Origin of the sequence: Streptomyces pyxinicus (assembly GCF_024753135.1) — a bacterium.
Lineage (GTDB): Bacteria > Actinomycetota > Actinomycetes > Streptomycetales > Streptomycetaceae > Streptomyces > Streptomyces pyxinicus.
On record NZ_JANUGP010000057.1, the window covers coordinates 1 to 16,112 of the forward strand.

Consider the following 16,112-nt stretch of genomic DNA (forward strand, 5'->3'; position numbering starts at 1 on the left):
CCGAGCTTTCGGGCGTTTCGGTCAGCACGATACGCGGGTTGGAGACCGGCAGACGCCGCAACCCACAGCTCGCGTCGGTGCGTCAGCTGGCCGCAGCGCTCGATCTGCAACCGACCGAACTGGACGAGCTGCTGGCTGCGGCGACGGGTGCACCCGGGTCCTCGGCCGTCCCGGCCCCACGTCAACTACCCGCTCCACCTGCGCCGTTCGTAGGCCGCAACCTTGAACTTGACCGGCTCGACGCCGCATTGCCATCTGGGTCAGGCGAGGGGGCCACCGTGGTCATCTCCGCGATCGCCGGCGCCGGCGGGGTGGGCAAGTCATGGCTCGCGCTGCACTGGGCTCACCGCAACGCCGACCAGTTCCCCGATGGGCAGCTCTTCGTCGACCTGCGGGGCTTTAGCCCGGACAGCGACCCGATGGACCCGGCCGTGGCGGTGCGAGGATTCCTCGACGCGCTGGGCGTCGAGCCCGGCCGCATCCCGGCCGCCCCGCATGCGCAAGCGGCATTGTTCCGCAGCCTGGTGGCGGACAAGCGGATGCTGCTGGTACTCGACAACGCGGCCGACACCGCCCAGATCACTCCTCTGCTGCCAGGCGGCGACAGATGCACCGTGGTGGTCACCAGCCGCAACCGGCTGCCGGGCCTGATCACCGGGCACGGCGCCCACCACCTGTTCGTCGACACCCTCACCGACAGCGAGGCCCGCGCACTGCTCGCCGCCCGGCTCGGCACCGCACGCATCGACGCCGAAGCGGCGGCGGTGGACGAACTCGTCCGATTATGCGGCGGGTTCCCGCTGGCGCTGAGCATCATCGCCGGCCGCGCCCACACTCACCCGCAGCTGTTGCTGGCCGGGCTCGCCGACGAACTGCGCGATGACGCCCTCGGCGTGCTCGATGACACCGATCCTGCCGCGAGCCTGCCCGCGGTGCTCTCGTTGTCCCATCGCGCGTTGAGTGACGAAGAAGCCAAAGTGTTCGGGCTGCTCGCGATCGCGCCGGGACCCGATATCGGCTTGTCTGCTGCCGGCAGCCTCATCGGCTTGAGCCGAAGCCGGACCAGGGGCGTGTTGCGTCGGCTGGAACAGGCATCGTTGATCAGCGAGGACGCTGCCGGCCGCTACCGCATGCACGACCTGACCCGCCGCTACGCCACCACCGCCCACGAGTTGGTCGATGCCACACGCACGGCAGCGCTGTCGCGTGTGCTCACCTTCTACACCCACACCGCGCACGCCGCCGCCTATCTCCTGGATTCTCACCGCGACCCCATCGACCTCGTACCGCCGGTACCCGCCTGCCACCCCCAGGTCCTGTCCGACATCCCGGCGGCGATGGACTGGTTTGAGGCCGAGCACCGCAATCTGCTCGCCGCCCAGCGCACCGCCGCCGCACACGCGTTACACCGCACGTCCTGGCAGCTGGCCTGGACGCTGAACGACTTCCACTACCGTCGAGGACACCGCCACGATCAGCTCGCCGTGTGGCGGATCGCGGTCGACTCCGCGGACCGACTGCCCGACCCCGGCGCCCAGATCCTCACCCATCGGCTCCTGGGCCGTGCCCACGTCATGCTCGGACACCACCAAGAGGCGATCGACGCGCTGAACCAGGCTCTCGCCCTGAGCGAGCAACAGAACGATCGGGCCCTTCAGGCCCAGGCGCACTACACGCTCGCGTCGATCTGGCCGGACGGCCGGCGGGCGCTGGAGCACGCCAGACGCGCGCTGGACCTCTACCGCGGCCTCGATCAGCCGATCGCGGAAGCCAACGCCCTCAACGCCGTGGGTTGGTACGCCGCGCTCCTCGGCGACCACGACGACACCGCCCGCGAGCACTGCCAGGCCGCCCTCGCCCTCTTCCAGTACCACCGGGACGTGGCAGGCCAGGCGCAGACCCTGGACAGCCTCGGCTACATCGACCACCACAGCGGCCGCCACCACGACGCCGTCCAGCACTATGGCCAGGCCATCAGCCTGTACCACGACCTCGACAACAGTTACGAAACCGCCGATACCCTCGACCGGCTCGGCCATCCTCACGTCGCCCTGGGCGACCACGACCGGGCCCGTGAGGTGTGGCGGGAAGCTCGGGACCTGTACCGACAACAAGGACGCGACCAGGAAGCCGAGCAGGTGGAACGGCAGCTCGATCGGCTTCGCTCGGACCGTTCACACGTGGACGGTTCGTGAGCTGTTTCCCCCTACAGCCCGCCGTCAGGATGGTTCATACAAGCCGAAATCGACCACGAGAGCCTCAGGGCTCCCAAGGGGGAACAGAAGACATGCGTATGAACAAGAAGGTCGCGGCCACCGTCTCGGCGCTGGCCATGACCACGGGGCTGCTGGCCATGTCCGGAGCCGCCACCACCGCCCAAGCCGCAGCCACATCGGGCACCGCCGGCGCCGCTCCCCGCCACGCTACCGCGCCCTTCGCCGCACAGGGGAAGTCCCTCGGGCTGAACTCCGCGCAGGTGAAGGCTCTGCAGAGCCGGGCCGATTCCTACCTCGACGAGCGGGGTGGCACGCAGATCGCCGCCAACAAGATCAGGCTCGCCGATGGCTCCACTCTCGTACTCGCCCTGCCGGCCGCGAAAGGCTCCCTCGGAAAGGAGCAGAACGGTCCTGCCCTCGCGTCGTACGCGTGCAACTACGGCCACTTCTGCGCCTTCAGCGGCCCCAACTTCACCGGCGATGTGATCGACATGTATCAGTGCGCCGAATACAGCATCCCGTGGTCGGGATACGGATCGTGGAAGAACAACCAGACGCCCGGCACGGTGGCTAACTTCGAAAGCTCTGACCACGTATCACGCTGGCACGACCGTGGCGCCTACTCCCAGGACACCAACGCCGACTGGAGCTGGGTCTGGTACTTGAGGAACTGCTGACTCGGGACCCCCGGCACGGACGGGGCCGGGCCGCGATCGGTGGTCGGCTGAGCGTCACCCCGCCCGCACGTACGGCCCGGCGGACCGCTGGCGGGCGTCTCCCACAGCCCGGCCACCGCGTACACCAGCAGGAGCCCATGCCCCGTCCCTGCTAGATTCTGTCTCCTTGGTCAGCGTCGTGTCCTGATGAGGATGGCGGCGAGGTGGAGTGCGGCCTGGTAGGCGATCGCGGGTTCGTCGGTCCGTGCGGCGGGCCGCGCCACTGCTTGAGGCGGTTGATGCACCGTTCGACGGTGTTGCGCTGCTGGTAGGCATCCGCGTCAGAGCCGGGCAGGCGTCCGCCGCGGCGGACCCGGCGCAGACGGTGCCCGGTCTGGTCCGACGGCTGCGGGACGACCGAGCGGATTTGCCGAAGACGCAGATGGCCACGGATCGCGCGGGACGAGTAAGCACGGTCGGCCAGGACCATCGCCGGGCGGGTCCGCGGCCGGCCGCGGCCGGTTCTCGGCACCCGGATACGTGCCATCACCATCTCGAAGGTGCGAGCGTCACCGGCCTGGCCCGCGGTGACGGCCAGGGCCGGCGGCAGTGCATGACCGTCCGCAGCCAGGTGGATCCTGATGCTCAGTCCGCCGCGGGAACGGCCGAGCGCGTGGTCGGCCGGCTCGTCGCGGCCTTCGGCCCCTTCTTGGGTGCTCCGGCGGCATGCTGGTGGGCCCGAACGACGGTGGAGTCGACCGACACGGTCCAGCCGATGCCGCCGACGCCGTCCGCCGGTGCGAATACCGCCGCGAAGATCTTCTCCCATGTGCCGTCGTCGGCCCACCGGATGAGTCGCTTGTGCGCGGTCTGGAACGAGCCCAGTTCGTCAGGGAGGTCCCGAGGTCCCGCCAGGGCGAGCTGGTGCGGTACTTCCACGCAATGGCCTCAAGCGTTCGGCGGTGGTCGGCCCACAGTCGCCCGCGGGCCGGATCAGCCGGCATCAGCGGCGCGATCTGGTCCCACATCGCATCAGTGATTACTAATCGGACAGGCACATCCGATCAACTGATGAGCTCAGCGAAGAGACACGGCGTAGTGGGCCCCGTAACACCTGACGTCAACGTAGCTGCGCCGCGTGCGACAGCAAGGCGCGCAGCAAATGTGAGCTGTCGGTCCTGCCCCGGACTTCCGGGGCAGGACCGACAACCAATTTGACGCTCTGCTAACAGGGCTTGGTCCACCGGGGATCGGAGGACACCCAGCCTTCGGGGGTGTAAGGCGAGAGCTCGACGTGATAGCGGTTGTACGGGCCGGAGGTGCGGTCCGTGTAGAACTTGTTGTTCCGCACCAGTTGGCCATCACCACTGGTGGCGCTGGCCGTGTCGAAGAAGGTGAGCGTGTCAGCGGTAACGATCTTGCAGTAGGACGTCTGCGCGGTCGCCTGAGCCTGTCCGGCTCCCAGACCGGTGAGCGCCGCAGCGGTCGCAGCGGCCACCAAGAGGTGCTTAGCCTTCTCCATTGGTTCCACCCATGTGTCGGCAATGGTCGGTCAGGCAGGCGTCTTCCCGTTTGTCAGGTACACACTCCCTCTGGGCGAGCATCGCCGTCCGGCTGTGAGTGGAGGGCGCGGGCCGCCGCCCAGATGAGCCGCTGGCCCGCGTTGTCGGCGAGCAAGGAGACGGCTTCGTCCAGCGAGCCGGAGGCGTCGCCGTCACGGTGGGGCTCGATCTGCTCACCACGGCGGCCGACGGCGGTGAGCATGGGCGCCACGGCCGGGACGAAGCCGCCGGGCGGGTCGGTGCCCTGGATGGGCTCGCGCAGGATCGCGGAGAGTTCTCTCTGGTCGATGTCGTCGGCGCGGAGGCCGTCCTCGGTCGGCGCAGCGCGCCGACAAGGGCGCAGGTGACCTGGCCGGCGACGGGGCATCTGCTGCGGCATGGCCTGCCCGATCCGGGAACTGAGACCGCCGCGGCGCAGGTACTCCTCCAGGGGCTCGTCGGGGTGGGGGCCGTCCCAGCGCCTGCGGGGAGCACTCATCGGGGGAACTTGGTTCCCCGGTAGAGCAGGGGACCATCCCCGCGGGCGCGGGGAGCACACTGAATGACCAGCATTTTTACAGTGGCAGGAGCCTTCTGTCGGCCACTTTCGCTGAATGGGACATATGGGGACAAGGATTCGCTCTGGTGATCCATGGTGCCCCACCGCGGAGGCTAGGGCTGCGGAGGGGAAGCTACAGGTCGAGGACGGCGCGTAGGGCGTTGTCGACGAGGTCTTGCTGGTGGGGCCGATGTTGCCGTGGTGGGTGGCGATTTCGCGCGACGGCATCGGCCATTCGTCCTTGCGGGACAACTAAGTCCCGGCTAGCCACTGTCCGTTGCTGGAGATTCCGATGGCCTCGTCGCCTCCTCGAACGACCCGACGTGCCAAGCTGACCACAGCCCTCGTCGCGGAAATCCGCCGCGCTGTCACCAGCGACCACCAGGCGGTTGCTTGGCGGACCTCGCAACTTGAGGTGAGCTGGTAGACGGTGGCTGGCGCCGCCTGCGGATGGACGTGGCGCTCTGTAACCGACCCAGCCCCAGTCGAACCGCCCCAGCCAGGGCACAGCCCACGCGGATATGCGCGGCTTGACGCGGCCAAAGTTGCTCGCATGCGCCGCGACTACCGCGCTGGGCGCACGACGATGGGGCTGCTCGCCAAGGGGCACGGCGTCTCGGGAGGCGCGGTCCGCGCCGCTGTTCTCGGCATCACCTGGCGGCACATCAGTGTGCGTCCGATCCAGCGGGCGAACGTCGGCGGGTGGACGGTGCTCACGGCAATGGACGAGGCGGAGATCGTCCGGCACCGTAGCCTGACCCCGCCCGAGCCCTACCGGGAGATCGCTCAGGACCTGGGACACGACGTGGCTACGGTGTGCCGGGCATGGCATCGCCTGCGGTAGCCGCCGGCCCGGAGCGGCGGGCGCCGGCGAGTAAGAAGCAATCTCATTTGGCTGCATCGGTAGGCTGCGCTTCGTGGCGGGGATTGTTGAACGGCTGGTGCCGGACGAATTGTGGGAGTTGTTCCAGCGGGTGGTGCCGGAGGCGCCTTCGCGGCCTCAGGGCGGTGGACGCCGCCGACATGGCGACCGTGAGGTGCTGGCCGCGATCGTGTTCGTGGCCACGTCGGGCTGCACGTGGCAGCAGTTGCCCGCTGCGTCGTTCGGTCCGTCGGGGGCGACGGCTCACCGCCGTTTTGCCGAGTGGTCGAAGGCCAGGGTGTGGGCCAAGCTCCATCGTCTGGTTCTCGACGAGCTCGGCTCGCGCGGCGGGTTGGACTGGTCCCGCTGCGCGATCGACTCGGTGAACATGCGGGCCCTGAAAAGGGGGACCTGACAGGCCCGAACCCTGTCGACCGGGGCAAGTACGGATCGAAGATCCATTTGATCACTGAGCGGACGGGTCTGCCCCTGTCCGTCGGATCTCGGGTGCGAACCTGCACGACAGCCAGGCACTGATCCCGTTGGTGAAGGGCATACCTCCGGCCCGTTCCCGCCGCGGGCGGCGGCGACGCAGGCCGGACAAGCTCCATGCAGACAAGGGCTACGACTACTCTCACCTGCGCTGGTGGTTACGAGGCCGTGGTATCAGGCACCGCATCGCCCGTAAGGGGATCGAGACCTCGCAACGGCTCGGACGCCACCGCTGGACCATCGAGCGAACCATGTCCTGGCTCGCCGGCTGCCGCCGCCTCCACCGCCGCTATGAGCGCAAGGCCGAGCACTTCCTCGCCTTCACGAGCATCGCCTGCACCCTCATCTGTTATCGGCGGCTCGTCTGCTGATGTGGATCTGCAGCAGTTTCACGGCCAGGTCGTGGCCGTACTGATCGGCCATGTCCGTGGGGGTGCGACCGTCTGGGTCTGCGAGCTCCGGATCAGCGCCGAAGGCCAGCAACACGGCCGTGGTGTGCACCGTCAACGGCTGCCCGCTCTGCAGGGAGCCGTCACCCTCGGCATCGATCGCGTGCGTCAGCAGCGTCATGTTGCTGAAGACCTCGTCTGGATCCGACCCAGCGGCCAGCAACCGGGCCAGGGCCTCAGCATCCTCCTGCTCGACCGCTTGATGCGCAGGTGTCCAGTAGTCGCTCACCACGACATTCAACTGCCCCCACAGCAGGCCTGCCAGCGACTATCTACGTCTTCAACACCGATTGAGATGACGTATAAGTCGAGGGGCTGCCGGCCGAGGCCGGCCTGCCCCGTGGGTCCGCGGGCTGCTGCGCGCACCCGTGGTCCGGCTCATGCTGGAGGTGGCTCGGGCAGAGGCTCTCGTCAACGTCGTCCGGTGGGCCATACGCCGTAGGAGAGAGCCCGGTCCACCGGACCGGGGTCAATGAGTTCCCTGCTTCCGAAGTGTCGTCAGCACTCTCCGCGCCAGACCGCCTTGGTGAAGGTCACTCCCTCGGTGAAGTCGAGTTTGTAGTCCCCGGGGCCCGGGTTGTAGTGCATGCACTGCTCGTAGGTGCCGCCGTTGTAGGTCCAGGTCAGCTCGATGTGGTCGGCGTTGGGGTAGGGGATGCCGTTGTTGAACACCGACCGGCCGCTGACACTGCCGTACCAGCTGTGCTGGGACTTCACCAGGAGTTGCCCGGTCTGGCCCTCGCCCGCGTAGATGCAGAAGAACTCCTTGTCGCAGCCGGGCGGATTGGGTTCGGCGGACGCGGACGGTGCCAGGGCTATGACGCCGGCCAGGGTGGCGGAGGCAAGCAGGGGGACGAGGCTCTTGTGCACGGGTGCTCCGTTCTGGGCGTGGCCGGGGCCGCCGGGACCCCGGTCGATGAAGGGGAGAGGAAGGACGCGTGAAGAAACCAGAGGGCTATAGGGAGCAGCTGGTGATTCCGCTGGACGAGGCCGGAGCACGGTGTGTGGAACAAAGAACGGTGTGCGCGTCAAGGGAGCGTGTACGTGCTCCCTTATTTTGTACCGGTTGAAATGCTTGGAAGTTATCGTTCCAGCGGGTTGTATCGAGCCAGTTTCGGCGACTGCTCACTGCGCTGGTCCGGGCATGTCGGCGCCTGTCTCCGGGTGATTCATGGACCAGAACACCGCGCAGAATTTGGCGATTTGCGAGCGCATCCATGCCGTGATGTGTGGTGGGGCGGTGGTTTCCTGATGGACGCGTGTCACCTTGGGAACGCCCGGCGGCTGCCGTAGCCGCCGTGGCTCGTGCCTTCCAGGGGGAAGCCATGCCTTTACCGCGTCCCGTCTTCAGACCCGCACGCCCGGGACGGCCCCGGGCCGCCCGTTCCCTCACCGCGGTGCTCGCCGCGCTCGCCCTCGGTGCCGTCGCCGTCCCCGCGGTCGCCGCACCCAGCCGTCCCGCGCCCAGCGGTCACTCGCACTGGGGCAACCACGGCCACGCCGCGATGCCCCGGGTCCTGACCGGGTCGACCCGACCGCCCCACGCGATCCGGTCCGCCGCCCCGACGGCCGCCGAACGGACATGGCTCCAGCGCGAGACGGACCGGCTGCGCCACGGCGGCCGACGGCCGGCCCCGCAACCGCTCACCCGCGCCGCGGGATTCGTGCCGCGCGGCCAGGGCGACGTCCCCTGGCACCGCGTCTTCGGCTTCCGGATGACCGACGCCCTCACCGGCCGGATCGACTACTCCACCGGCAACCTGATGCTCGCCGCCACCGACTTCGACATCGCCGGAGTCGGCCAGAAACTGCAACTCACGCGCACCTACAACGCGTTCACGGCGCCGGACGGCCAGACCAGCCGCCCGTGGTGGCTGAACTACGAACGCAACCTGGACGTGACCGGTGCCTCCTCCGTGATCTCCTACGACGAGACCGGGGCGAGTGTCGAATTCACCCGAAACGCCGACGGCACCTATACCACCCCGACCGGCTACTCCACGGACCTGCGCAAGAACGCGGACGGCACCTACACCCTCACCGACCGCGCATCCGGCACGGGGAGCACCTACGACACGAACGGCCGCCTCACCAAGACCACCGACCGCAACGGCGGCGCCCTCACCGTCACCGCGCACCTCGACGCGAAGACGGGCGCCTCGGCGGGCTTCAAGCTGACCGAGACCCGCTCCGGCCGCTGGATCGACCTCACCAGGACCGGCACCACCCGCTGGGCCGCCAAGGACAGTACCGGCCGCACGGTCACCTACGACCTCAGCACCGACCACGGCAACGTCGTCGGCACCACCGACACCACCGGCAAGACCACCACCTTCGACTATGACAGCGACGGCCGCGTGGTGAAGGTGACCAGCCCGCAGGGGCGTACCACCACGTTCACCTACGACGCCGCCGACCGGGTCACCTCCATGCACCGCTACGCCGAGAGCGACAAGGACGCGAACGGTCCCACCTTCACCTACGCCTACAGCGCCGCCACCCCCGGGGAGCAGGGCACCACCACGGTCACCGACCCGCTCGGCCACAAGACGACCTACGAGCACAACGCCGACGGCGAGATGCTCAAGGTCACCGACGCCCTCGGCCACGCCCGCGCCTCGAGCTACCAGAACCACCTCCTGCAGACCGCCACCGACGCCATGGGCACCGGCAGCGGCGGCTCCGGCGGCAACGTGACCGCCTACGGCTGGGACAGCCGCAACAACCCCACCTCGGCGAAGCTGCCCACCGGGGCGACCAGCAGCGGCCAGTGGCAGACGGTGGCCGGTGCCGAGCGTCCCAGCAGCAGCACCGGCGCCAACGGTGAGAAGACCTCCTACTCCTACGACGCGGCGGGCAACACCACGTCCGTCGCCACCGCCGGCACCGGCGGCGGCCCCCGCACCTTCGCCTACAACGAGGCCACCCCGCGCTGCGGCGGCTTCCAGGGACAGGTGTGCACCGCCACCGACGCGAACGGCAAGAAGACGGAGTTCCACTACGACGCCGCGGGCAACCTCGACAGTGCCATCCCGCCCGCACCGCTGGGCCGCACCACGTACACCTACGACGCCCTCGGCCGCACGGCGAGCGCGACCGACGGCCGCGGTGTCAAGGTCAGTTACACCTACGACAAGCGTGACCGGGTCACCGCGGTGACGACGGCCGGCTCCCCGGACGTCAGCTACACCTACGACGGGGACGGCAACCTCACCGCCCGCACCGACGCCACCGGCACCCAGCGCTACCAGTTCGACGCCCTGAGCCGGGAGACGATCCGCACCCTCCAGGACGGCTCGCAGACCGTGCTCGCCTACACCGCCGACGGCAACGTCGACACCTACCGCGACCCGGGCGGCACCACGGCCTACCAGTGGGACGCGGCCAACCGGCTGACCCAGCTCACCGGTCCCCAGGGCAAGAACACCACGTACGCCTACGACAACGACGACCGGCGTACCAAGACCACCTACCCCGGCGGCACCGTGCAGAGCCAGACGCTGGACGCCTCGGGCCGGCCGCAGGACATCCGGGTCATCGCCCCCTCGGGCCTCATCCTCAACCACCTCTCCTACGCCTACGGCTACTCCTCAGACGGCAAGACCGTCGACGGAACGAAGATCCGCACCCGAACCGACGCCCTGACGAAGGCCCGCACGGACTACTCCTACGACGGTTCCGGACGGCTCTCGCTGGCCAAGGAGACCGAACTGGAAGGCCGGGAGACGTCCTGGCAGTACTGCTGGGACCCGGCCGGCAACCTCGCCTCCCAGGCAGACACCCCCGGCTGCCCGGCGTCCACCACCACCTACACCTACAACGACGCCTCCCAGCTGACCGCCCGCAACGGCGTCACCACCGGCTGGTCCTACGACAAGGCCGGCAACGAGACGGCCGGCGCGCCCACCCCCCAGAGCACCCGCACCGACGAGCAGTACACCCCGTACGGGCAGCTCAAGTCCACGACCACCGGCGGTACTTCCTACCCGGCGCAATACGCCAGCACCGACAGCAGCGAGCGCACCCGCCTGGGCGACACCGTCTTCCACAACGGCCCGCTCGGCCTGTCCGGACAGACGACCGCCGGCAAGGACACCGAGTTCATCCGCGAGCCCGGCGGCACGCTCAACTCCGCCTCCACCGGCGGCGCGAGCTACTACTACCTCACCGACGCCCTCGGCTCCGTCATCGGCCTGGTCGACGAAGCCGGCAAGCGGGTGAACACCTACACCTACACCCCCACCGGCCTGCCCCGCGCCGGCACCACCGAGACCGTCGCTCAGCCCTTCCGCTTCGCGGGCGGCGAGCAAGACCCCACCGGCCTCTACCACTTCGGCAACCGCTACTACGACCCCCAGATCTCCCGCTTCACCCAGCCCGACCCCTCCGGCCAGGAGAAGAACCCCTACCTCTACGCCGAGGGCGACCCCGTCAACCGCATCGACCCGGGCGGTCTGGCCGCCGTGGAGGTCTCCGGCGAGGTGTGCATCTACATCTGCGTCGGTCTGGGCGGTTCCTTCAACATGGCCCGCATGGACTTCCACCCCAGCTTCTCTCTCGGCGTGGGCAACCCCTCATACAGCGGAGAGGCCAAGGTGAGCAGCGGCACCCCGAGCAAGGGCCTCAGCGTGCCGGCCGGCTGCTCGGCGGGCCCCGTCAGCGGCTCCGTCGACTTGGTGAGCGGGAAGGCGTCCGGTTCAGCCGGCACGGGTTGGAGCAGCCCGAAGTGCTCGGTCAAGGCCTCGTACAGCTTCTGAACCACACTCCGCGCGAGCAACCTGCTCCGGGCCGGTGTCCGTCACCCATGGGCGACGGACACCGGCCCGGCTCACGGCGAGAGGTGGCGATACCACGCCCACAAAGGCGCGGGGGCTCGTTGCTGGCTTGTCCTACCTTCCAAGCGTGGGTCTGAGACGGTCATTCGTAAGATCGTCGGGCCCAGGGGTTTCGGGTATGACTGTCAGCTTGTCGCCGTTGGATGGCTCAAATGACTTGGCCGCCCGGAGCCCCGCGACGACTCGATCGCTGTGTAGGACAACGTCGCCGAGGTCGTCTGCTGGGCTGCATTTGGACGACGAGCCGGCGGAGGTGACCGTGCCCGAGATCTGGGCCGGAGCGGACATCGGCAAGGAACACCACCACTGCGTGGTGATCGACGCACAGGGCGAACGCCTCCTGTCACGGCGAGTCCTGAACGATGAGTCCGCGCTGCTGCAGCTCATCGGCGACGTACTCGCACTCTCCAAGGACACGCTGTGGGCTGTGGACATCAACCACGGCGGTGCTGCCTTGCTCATCGGCCTGCTGCTCGGCCACGACCAACCGATGGTCTACCTCACCAGCCTCGCCGTTCACCAAGCCTCAGCCGCCTGCCGCGGCCAGGGCAAGACGGATGCCAAGGACGCCTTCGTCGTCGCCGACCAAGCCCGCATGCGCAAGGACCTTGGCGTCCTCCGTCCCGGTGACGAGATAGCCGTGGACCTCAAGATCGTGGTCAGGCGCCGTACCGACCTGGTCAACGATCGCACCCGTCACGTCAACCGGCTCCGGGAGCAACTCCTGAGGATATTCCTGGTCTTGGAGCGTGCGCTCAGTCCGACGGACAAGGGGCCGATCCTGCTGCTGACCAGCTACCAGACGCCGGCCGCCAACCGCCGCAGCGGCGCCAAGCGAATCAAGACATGGCTGAAGAACCGCAAGGTCAAGGCGCCGCCCTGCTCGCCCAGGCCGCCGTCGAAGCGGCCCAGGCCCAGCACACCGCACTGCCCGGCGACAAGCTCGCCGCCTCGATGGTGGGCCGCCTGGCGAAGGGGGTGATGGCCCTCGAAGAGCGGCATCGGTGCCGCGGTGGCACACCTCTTCGCGCGGCGGGGCGCCGCAGTGGTGCTGACCGCGCGCTGCGGGGACCGGCTGCGTGAACTCGCCGCGCGGCTGGGCGAGGCCGGCCTGGAGGCGAGCCACCAGGTGGCGGACGTGCGCGACGGCGAGCAGGTCTGCCAGGCGGTGCGGTACGCGGTCCCCGGTAGGGACGCCTCGACCTCGCGTTCAACAACGCGGGTGCCGCAGTCGCCAGGACACCCCTGCACCTGATGGACGACGCGGCCTACGACGTGGTCATGGACACGAACATACGGGGCGTGTGGAACTGCCTGCGGCACGAGGTCGCCGCCATGCTGCGCACCGGGGGCGGCGCCATCGTCAACACCAGCAGCCTCGGCGGCCTGGTCGCGTCCTCCACCGCCGCCCCTGCATAGCCTCCAAGCACGCCGTGATCGGGCTGACCAAGGCGGCGGCGGTGGAGTACGCGCCGCACGGGATCCGTGTCAACGCGACCGCCCCGGGCCTGACGCGTTCGGAGATGGTCGATCAGTGGTTCGCCGCCGATCCGCGGGCGCAGGAACGGGCCCGTTCCTCCGCCTCCCAGGGGCGGGCCGCCGGCCCCGAGGAGGTGGCGGAGGCGGCCGCGTGGCTGTGCAGCGACCAGGCGAGCTTCGTCACCGGCGCCACCCTCACCGTGGACGGGAGGACGGACGGCCTGGTGATGCGGGACGGCACGGACGGCGGAGTGAACGGCGACGGACGGGTAAGGTAAATCGCGCTCGGTTTTTATTTCTTGCTAAGGAGGCGCCATGGCGCGCCAGGTACGTGCGGTACGGACCCGCCGCGCTGTTATCCAGGCCGCCGCCGAGGTCTTCGCCGAGCGGGGCTACGCGGCGGCGACCATCGCCGACATCCTGGAGCGGGCCGGCGTGACCAAGGGGGCCCTGTACTTCCACTTCGAGTCCAAGGAGGCGCTGGCCCGGGGGGTGATCGAGGCGCAGATCACCAGCGACTACCAGGTGCCGCGCGAACTCAAACTCCAGGAGTGGGTGGACGTCGGCATGACGCTGGCCTACCAGATCCCCCGGGACGCCGTCCTCCTGGCCGGTATCCGGCTCTCGGCGGACCCGCACAGCCGGCGTCTGTTCGGCAGCGCGTGGCCGGCCTGGACGGAGCTGTCGCGGGCGTATCTGAGCCGAGCCAAGGAACAGGGCGAGGTGCTGCCGCACGTCGTGCCCCTGGAGACGGCCGAGTGCTTCTTCGCCGCCTGGCTCGGCACACAGATGTTCTCCGAGGTGACCGCGCAGTGGCACGACATGAGTGAGCGGGTGTCGGTGCTGTTCAACCACATGCTGCCGGCCATCGCCACGCCGGCGGCGCTGATCCGCCTGGACACCGCGCCCGACCGCGGCGCCCGCGTCGTCGCGGAGGCACAGCGCGCCCGGCAGGCGGCCGAACCCGCCCCGGCGGACGCCTGACTGCCGCCCGCGGCGCCTCGGGTCGGCCGCGACCGAAAGACACGGTCGGTTTTGCGCCGGCGGGCTCGCCGGCCGCCGGCCTGCGGTGCCCCCAGCCGGTCGGGACAACCCGGAACCGGGCCGTCATGCCCCTCGCGCAGTGGCCGATCAGGTGGCAGTGCTCCAGGTGGGTGCCGCAGCAGACGGCGATGGCCGCGCCGCGCTCGCCGAGCAGCGCGAAGTCCGCGGCGAACGCCTCGCCGTTGATGCGGCCCTTCGGGTCCGGGCCGCCGTCCTCGTCCATGCTCAGCACCGCCGCCCGCTCAGCGGTCGGCGCGGGCAGCGGCGGCAGGGTGCGCCGCCGGGAGGGGATCTCGCCCGGGCCGGGGCCGGTGCGGGCCACGCCGAAGCGCCTGACCTCGCTGAGCCGGACGGCCGGTCCGCCTTCCAGGCGGGTGTTCTGCGGCACCGGACGGGTCCCGGCCGGGCAGCGGGAGAAGCCGACGACGACGCTCGGCGCGTTCGCCGGGGGGAGGGGGTGGGCGGCGGCGTTGGCGGGATACGGCCTGGGCGGGCACAGCGCAGTCCGAGCCGGTCTGGACGCTCTCCCCGCCGTCGGCCGACGCGGCCGTATGGAGCGCGGGCTGGCGCTGCCGAGCAGGCGCAGCCGGTACGCGCGGGCGGCGACCTCCAGATACGCGGGCAAGCCCGGCCCTTGGCCGGCAGGGCGGCGCGGCGGGGGAGGGCCGCCCATCACGTACACCGGCCGGCCGTTGTCGTCGAAGCGGGCGCAGCGAACGGCGGGCGGGATGCCGCAGGCGTCCGAGGGCAGCGCCCGGGCCTGCTCGGTGCCGTAGGTGAGCGGACAGGTATCGGCCAGGCCGCGGAAGACGTGCTCGCACCCCATGGGGTGCGCGTGGTCGTGGAACCACAGCCAGGCGTGCGGCTGCCGGTTCGGGTACGTGCGGAGGGACCGGGTCGGGGGCGTCAAGGGCGTTGTGCTGCCCCACCGGGACCGGACGGCCCGGGCGGGCACGGACGACGGGGCCGGGGAAGGGGCCCTCGGTAGGCCGGCACGTCGGCCCACGCGCCCGGCAGGATCCGCGCGCGGGCCCGCCGCACGCTGACGCGGCAGCGGTCCGTGGTGTCGGCGGTGGAGCAGGGCGTGAGCACCCACGGGACGGGCAGGGTGAGGCGGTACTTCTCCACGGCCGGCGCGGCGGCCGTGACAGCCTGGGCGCCTGCCCGTGAAGACGGCGGAGCCCGCGGTGCCGAGGCTCGCGGTGCGGACGGTACGGCGAGCGGGCACGGCCCCCCTTGCCGGCAGGCCGCAGGAAGGCGGGTGCACGCGCGGCGGTTGCCGACTCCCGCACACGTCCCTCGAGCGGTGCCGGACGAGGGGACGAGGCCCGCCGCCGGCCGCGGCCAGTGTCCGGCACGAGCGCGGCTCGGCGTAGCCGCCCGCCGACGGCCACGTCCCGCGCAGCCGTCGGCGCGGGGCCGTAGCCGGCGTCCGCCGCCCCGGCCGGGTGTGCGGCGGAGCAGGGGCGGACCTCGACCGGGCCGAGAGCGGTCCTTGAGACGGGCGGCCGACGCTTGTGGGAGTCTCGACGAAGGGAGAGCCGGCCGATGACCAGCACGGGCACCGTACTTCGGGTGGAGCGGGGCCGGGCCACCCAGGAGGAACTGGCCGCCGTCACCGTCGTGGTGTTCTCTCTGCTGGCGGCCCGCGGCGAGGACGCCGGCGCCGGGCAGGAGACCGGCGCCCCGTCGTGGCGCACCGGGCGGACAGGCCAGGACTACCGCTCTCCCTACAGCTGGCAGGAGAGCCAGGCACTGTGACCTCGCCGTTTCGTATGCGGCCAGTACAAACCGTTCCTGCGGTTTGTTAGTGGGGGCAGGCCGTGTACGGGGAAGGGAGTTGTCCAGTGGCAGTCACCCATGGCATTCCTCGGGCCGCCGCGGAGACGGCCGGTTCGCGCGGACGGGTCGCCGAACTGCACGGGATTCGTGCCCAGGCCGTGGCGGGCCCGAGCGAGAAGGCGACCGAGGCGCAGCAC

At 70.0% G+C, this 16,112-nt stretch carries 11 protein-coding genes and 4 pseudogenes; 10 read left to right on the top strand and 5 right to left on the bottom strand.

Annotated features, from left to right (window positions below):
• On the top strand, positions 1 to 2,195 hold a 2,195-nt coding region (locus tag NX794_RS35400; protein WP_258783821.1), incomplete at its 5' end, for an ATP-binding protein.
• Between the two features lie 98 nt (positions 2,196 to 2,293).
• Entirely contained in the window at positions 2,294 to 2,893 is a 600-nt protein-coding gene (locus tag NX794_RS35405) for a peptidase inhibitor family I36 protein (protein ID WP_258783822.1), read from the top strand.
• Between the two features lie 170 nt (positions 2,894 to 3,063).
• Here the strand turns inward: NX794_RS35405 and NX794_RS35410 are convergent.
• From NX794_RS35410 to NX794_RS35420, 3 genes and pseudogenes are all read right to left on the bottom strand, one after another.
• Positions 3,064 to 3,930: pseudogene (locus NX794_RS35410) on the bottom strand (IS5 family transposase).
• Positions 3,931 to 4,097: 167 nt separating this feature from the next.
• Positions 4,098 to 4,370, bottom strand: coding sequence for a hypothetical protein (locus NX794_RS35415; protein ID WP_258783823.1), 273 nt, complete (start codon positions 4,368 to 4,370; stop codon positions 4,098 to 4,100).
• Between the two features lie 77 nt (positions 4,371 to 4,447).
• Entirely contained in the window at positions 4,448 to 4,912 is a 465-nt protein-coding gene (locus NX794_RS35420; RefSeq protein ID WP_258783824.1) for a hypothetical protein, read from the bottom strand.
• A gap of 613 nt (positions 4,913 to 5,525) precedes the next feature.
• Between NX794_RS35420 and NX794_RS35425 the strand changes: the two genes are divergently transcribed.
• Positions 5,526 to 5,816 carry a hypothetical protein gene (locus tag NX794_RS35425; protein ID WP_258783825.1) on the top strand — a complete coding sequence of 97 codons (291 nt, stop codon included), beginning with the start codon at positions 5,526 to 5,528 and terminating at the stop codon, positions 5,814 to 5,816.
• A gap of 73 nt (positions 5,817 to 5,889) precedes the next feature.
• Positions 5,890 to 6,697, top strand: a pseudogene (locus NX794_RS35430) (IS5 family transposase).
• Here NX794_RS35430 and NX794_RS35435 read toward each other — a convergent pair.
• Positions 6,669 to 7,004 carry an ankyrin repeat domain-containing protein gene (locus NX794_RS35435; protein WP_258783826.1) on the bottom strand — a complete coding sequence of 112 codons (336 nt, stop codon included), beginning with the start codon at positions 7,002 to 7,004 and terminating at the stop codon, positions 6,669 to 6,671. The pseudogene NX794_RS35430 and the gene NX794_RS35435 sit on opposite strands and share 29 nt — an antisense overlap.
• A gap of 269 nt (positions 7,005 to 7,273) precedes the next feature.
• Entirely contained in the window at positions 7,274 to 7,645 is a 372-nt protein-coding gene (locus NX794_RS35440) for a hypothetical protein (protein ID WP_258783827.1), read from the bottom strand.
• A 455-nt stretch (positions 7,646 to 8,100) separates the two neighbouring features.
• Here NX794_RS35440 and NX794_RS35445 point away from each other — a divergent pair, with 455 nt between their 5' ends.
• The 6 genes and pseudogenes from NX794_RS35445 to NX794_RS35470 all read left to right on the top strand — a co-directional run bounded on the left by NX794_RS35445 (position 8,101) and on the right by NX794_RS35470 (position 15,894).
• Positions 8,101 to 11,532 (top strand): RHS repeat-associated core domain-containing protein, encoded by a 3,432-nt coding sequence (locus NX794_RS35445; RefSeq protein ID WP_258783828.1) that lies wholly within the window; start codon positions 8,101 to 8,103, stop codon positions 11,530 to 11,532.
• Between the two features lie 337 nt (positions 11,533 to 11,869).
• Positions 11,870 to 12,606: pseudogene (locus tag NX794_RS35450) on the top strand (IS110 family transposase); the annotation flags it as partial.
• Between the two features lie 4 nt (positions 12,607 to 12,610).
• A pseudogene (locus tag NX794_RS35455) lies at positions 12,611 to 13,367 on the top strand (SDR family NAD(P)-dependent oxidoreductase).
• Positions 13,368 to 13,404: 37 nt separating this feature from the next.
• On the top strand, positions 13,405 to 14,073 hold the full coding sequence (locus tag NX794_RS35460) for a ScbR family autoregulator-binding transcription factor (protein ID WP_258783829.1): 669 nt from the start codon (positions 13,405 to 13,407) through the stop codon (positions 14,071 to 14,073).
• 125 nt (positions 14,074 to 14,198) lie between these two features.
• A complete protein-coding gene (locus NX794_RS35465) occupies positions 14,199 to 14,909 on the top strand; it encodes a hypothetical protein (protein WP_258783830.1) in 711 nt (236 codons plus the stop codon).
• Positions 14,910 to 15,681: 772 nt separating this feature from the next.
• The gene (locus NX794_RS35470; protein WP_258783831.1) at positions 15,682 to 15,894 is read left to right on the top strand and encodes an acyl-CoA carboxylase subunit epsilon; all 213 of its coding nucleotides are present in this window, start codon (positions 15,682 to 15,684) and stop codon (positions 15,892 to 15,894) included.
• Positions 15,895 to 16,112 lie beyond the last annotated feature (218 nt).

Coding starts and splice junctions, on each gene's coding strand:
- NX794_RS35445 (WP_258783828.1), top strand. CDS start 8,101: ATGCCTTTACCGCGTCCCGTCTTCAGACCCGCACGCCCGGGACGGCCC.
- NX794_RS35405 (WP_258783822.1), top strand. CDS start 2,294: ATGAACAAGAAGGTCGCGGCCACCGTCTCGGCGCTGGCCATGACCACG.
- NX794_RS35420 (WP_258783824.1), bottom strand. CDS start 4,912: ATGAGTGCTCCCCGCAGGCGCTGGGACGGCCCCCACCCCGACGAGCCC.
- NX794_RS35465 (WP_258783830.1), top strand. CDS start 14,199: ATGCCCCTCGCGCAGTGGCCGATCAGGTGGCAGTGCTCCAGGTGGGTG.
- NX794_RS35470 (WP_258783831.1), top strand. CDS start 15,682: ATGACCAGCACGGGCACCGTACTTCGGGTGGAGCGGGGCCGGGCCACC.
- NX794_RS35460 (WP_258783829.1), top strand. CDS start 13,405: ATGGCGCGCCAGGTACGTGCGGTACGGACCCGCCGCGCTGTTATCCAG.
- NX794_RS35425 (WP_258783825.1), top strand. CDS start 5,526: ATGCGCCGCGACTACCGCGCTGGGCGCACGACGATGGGGCTGCTCGCC.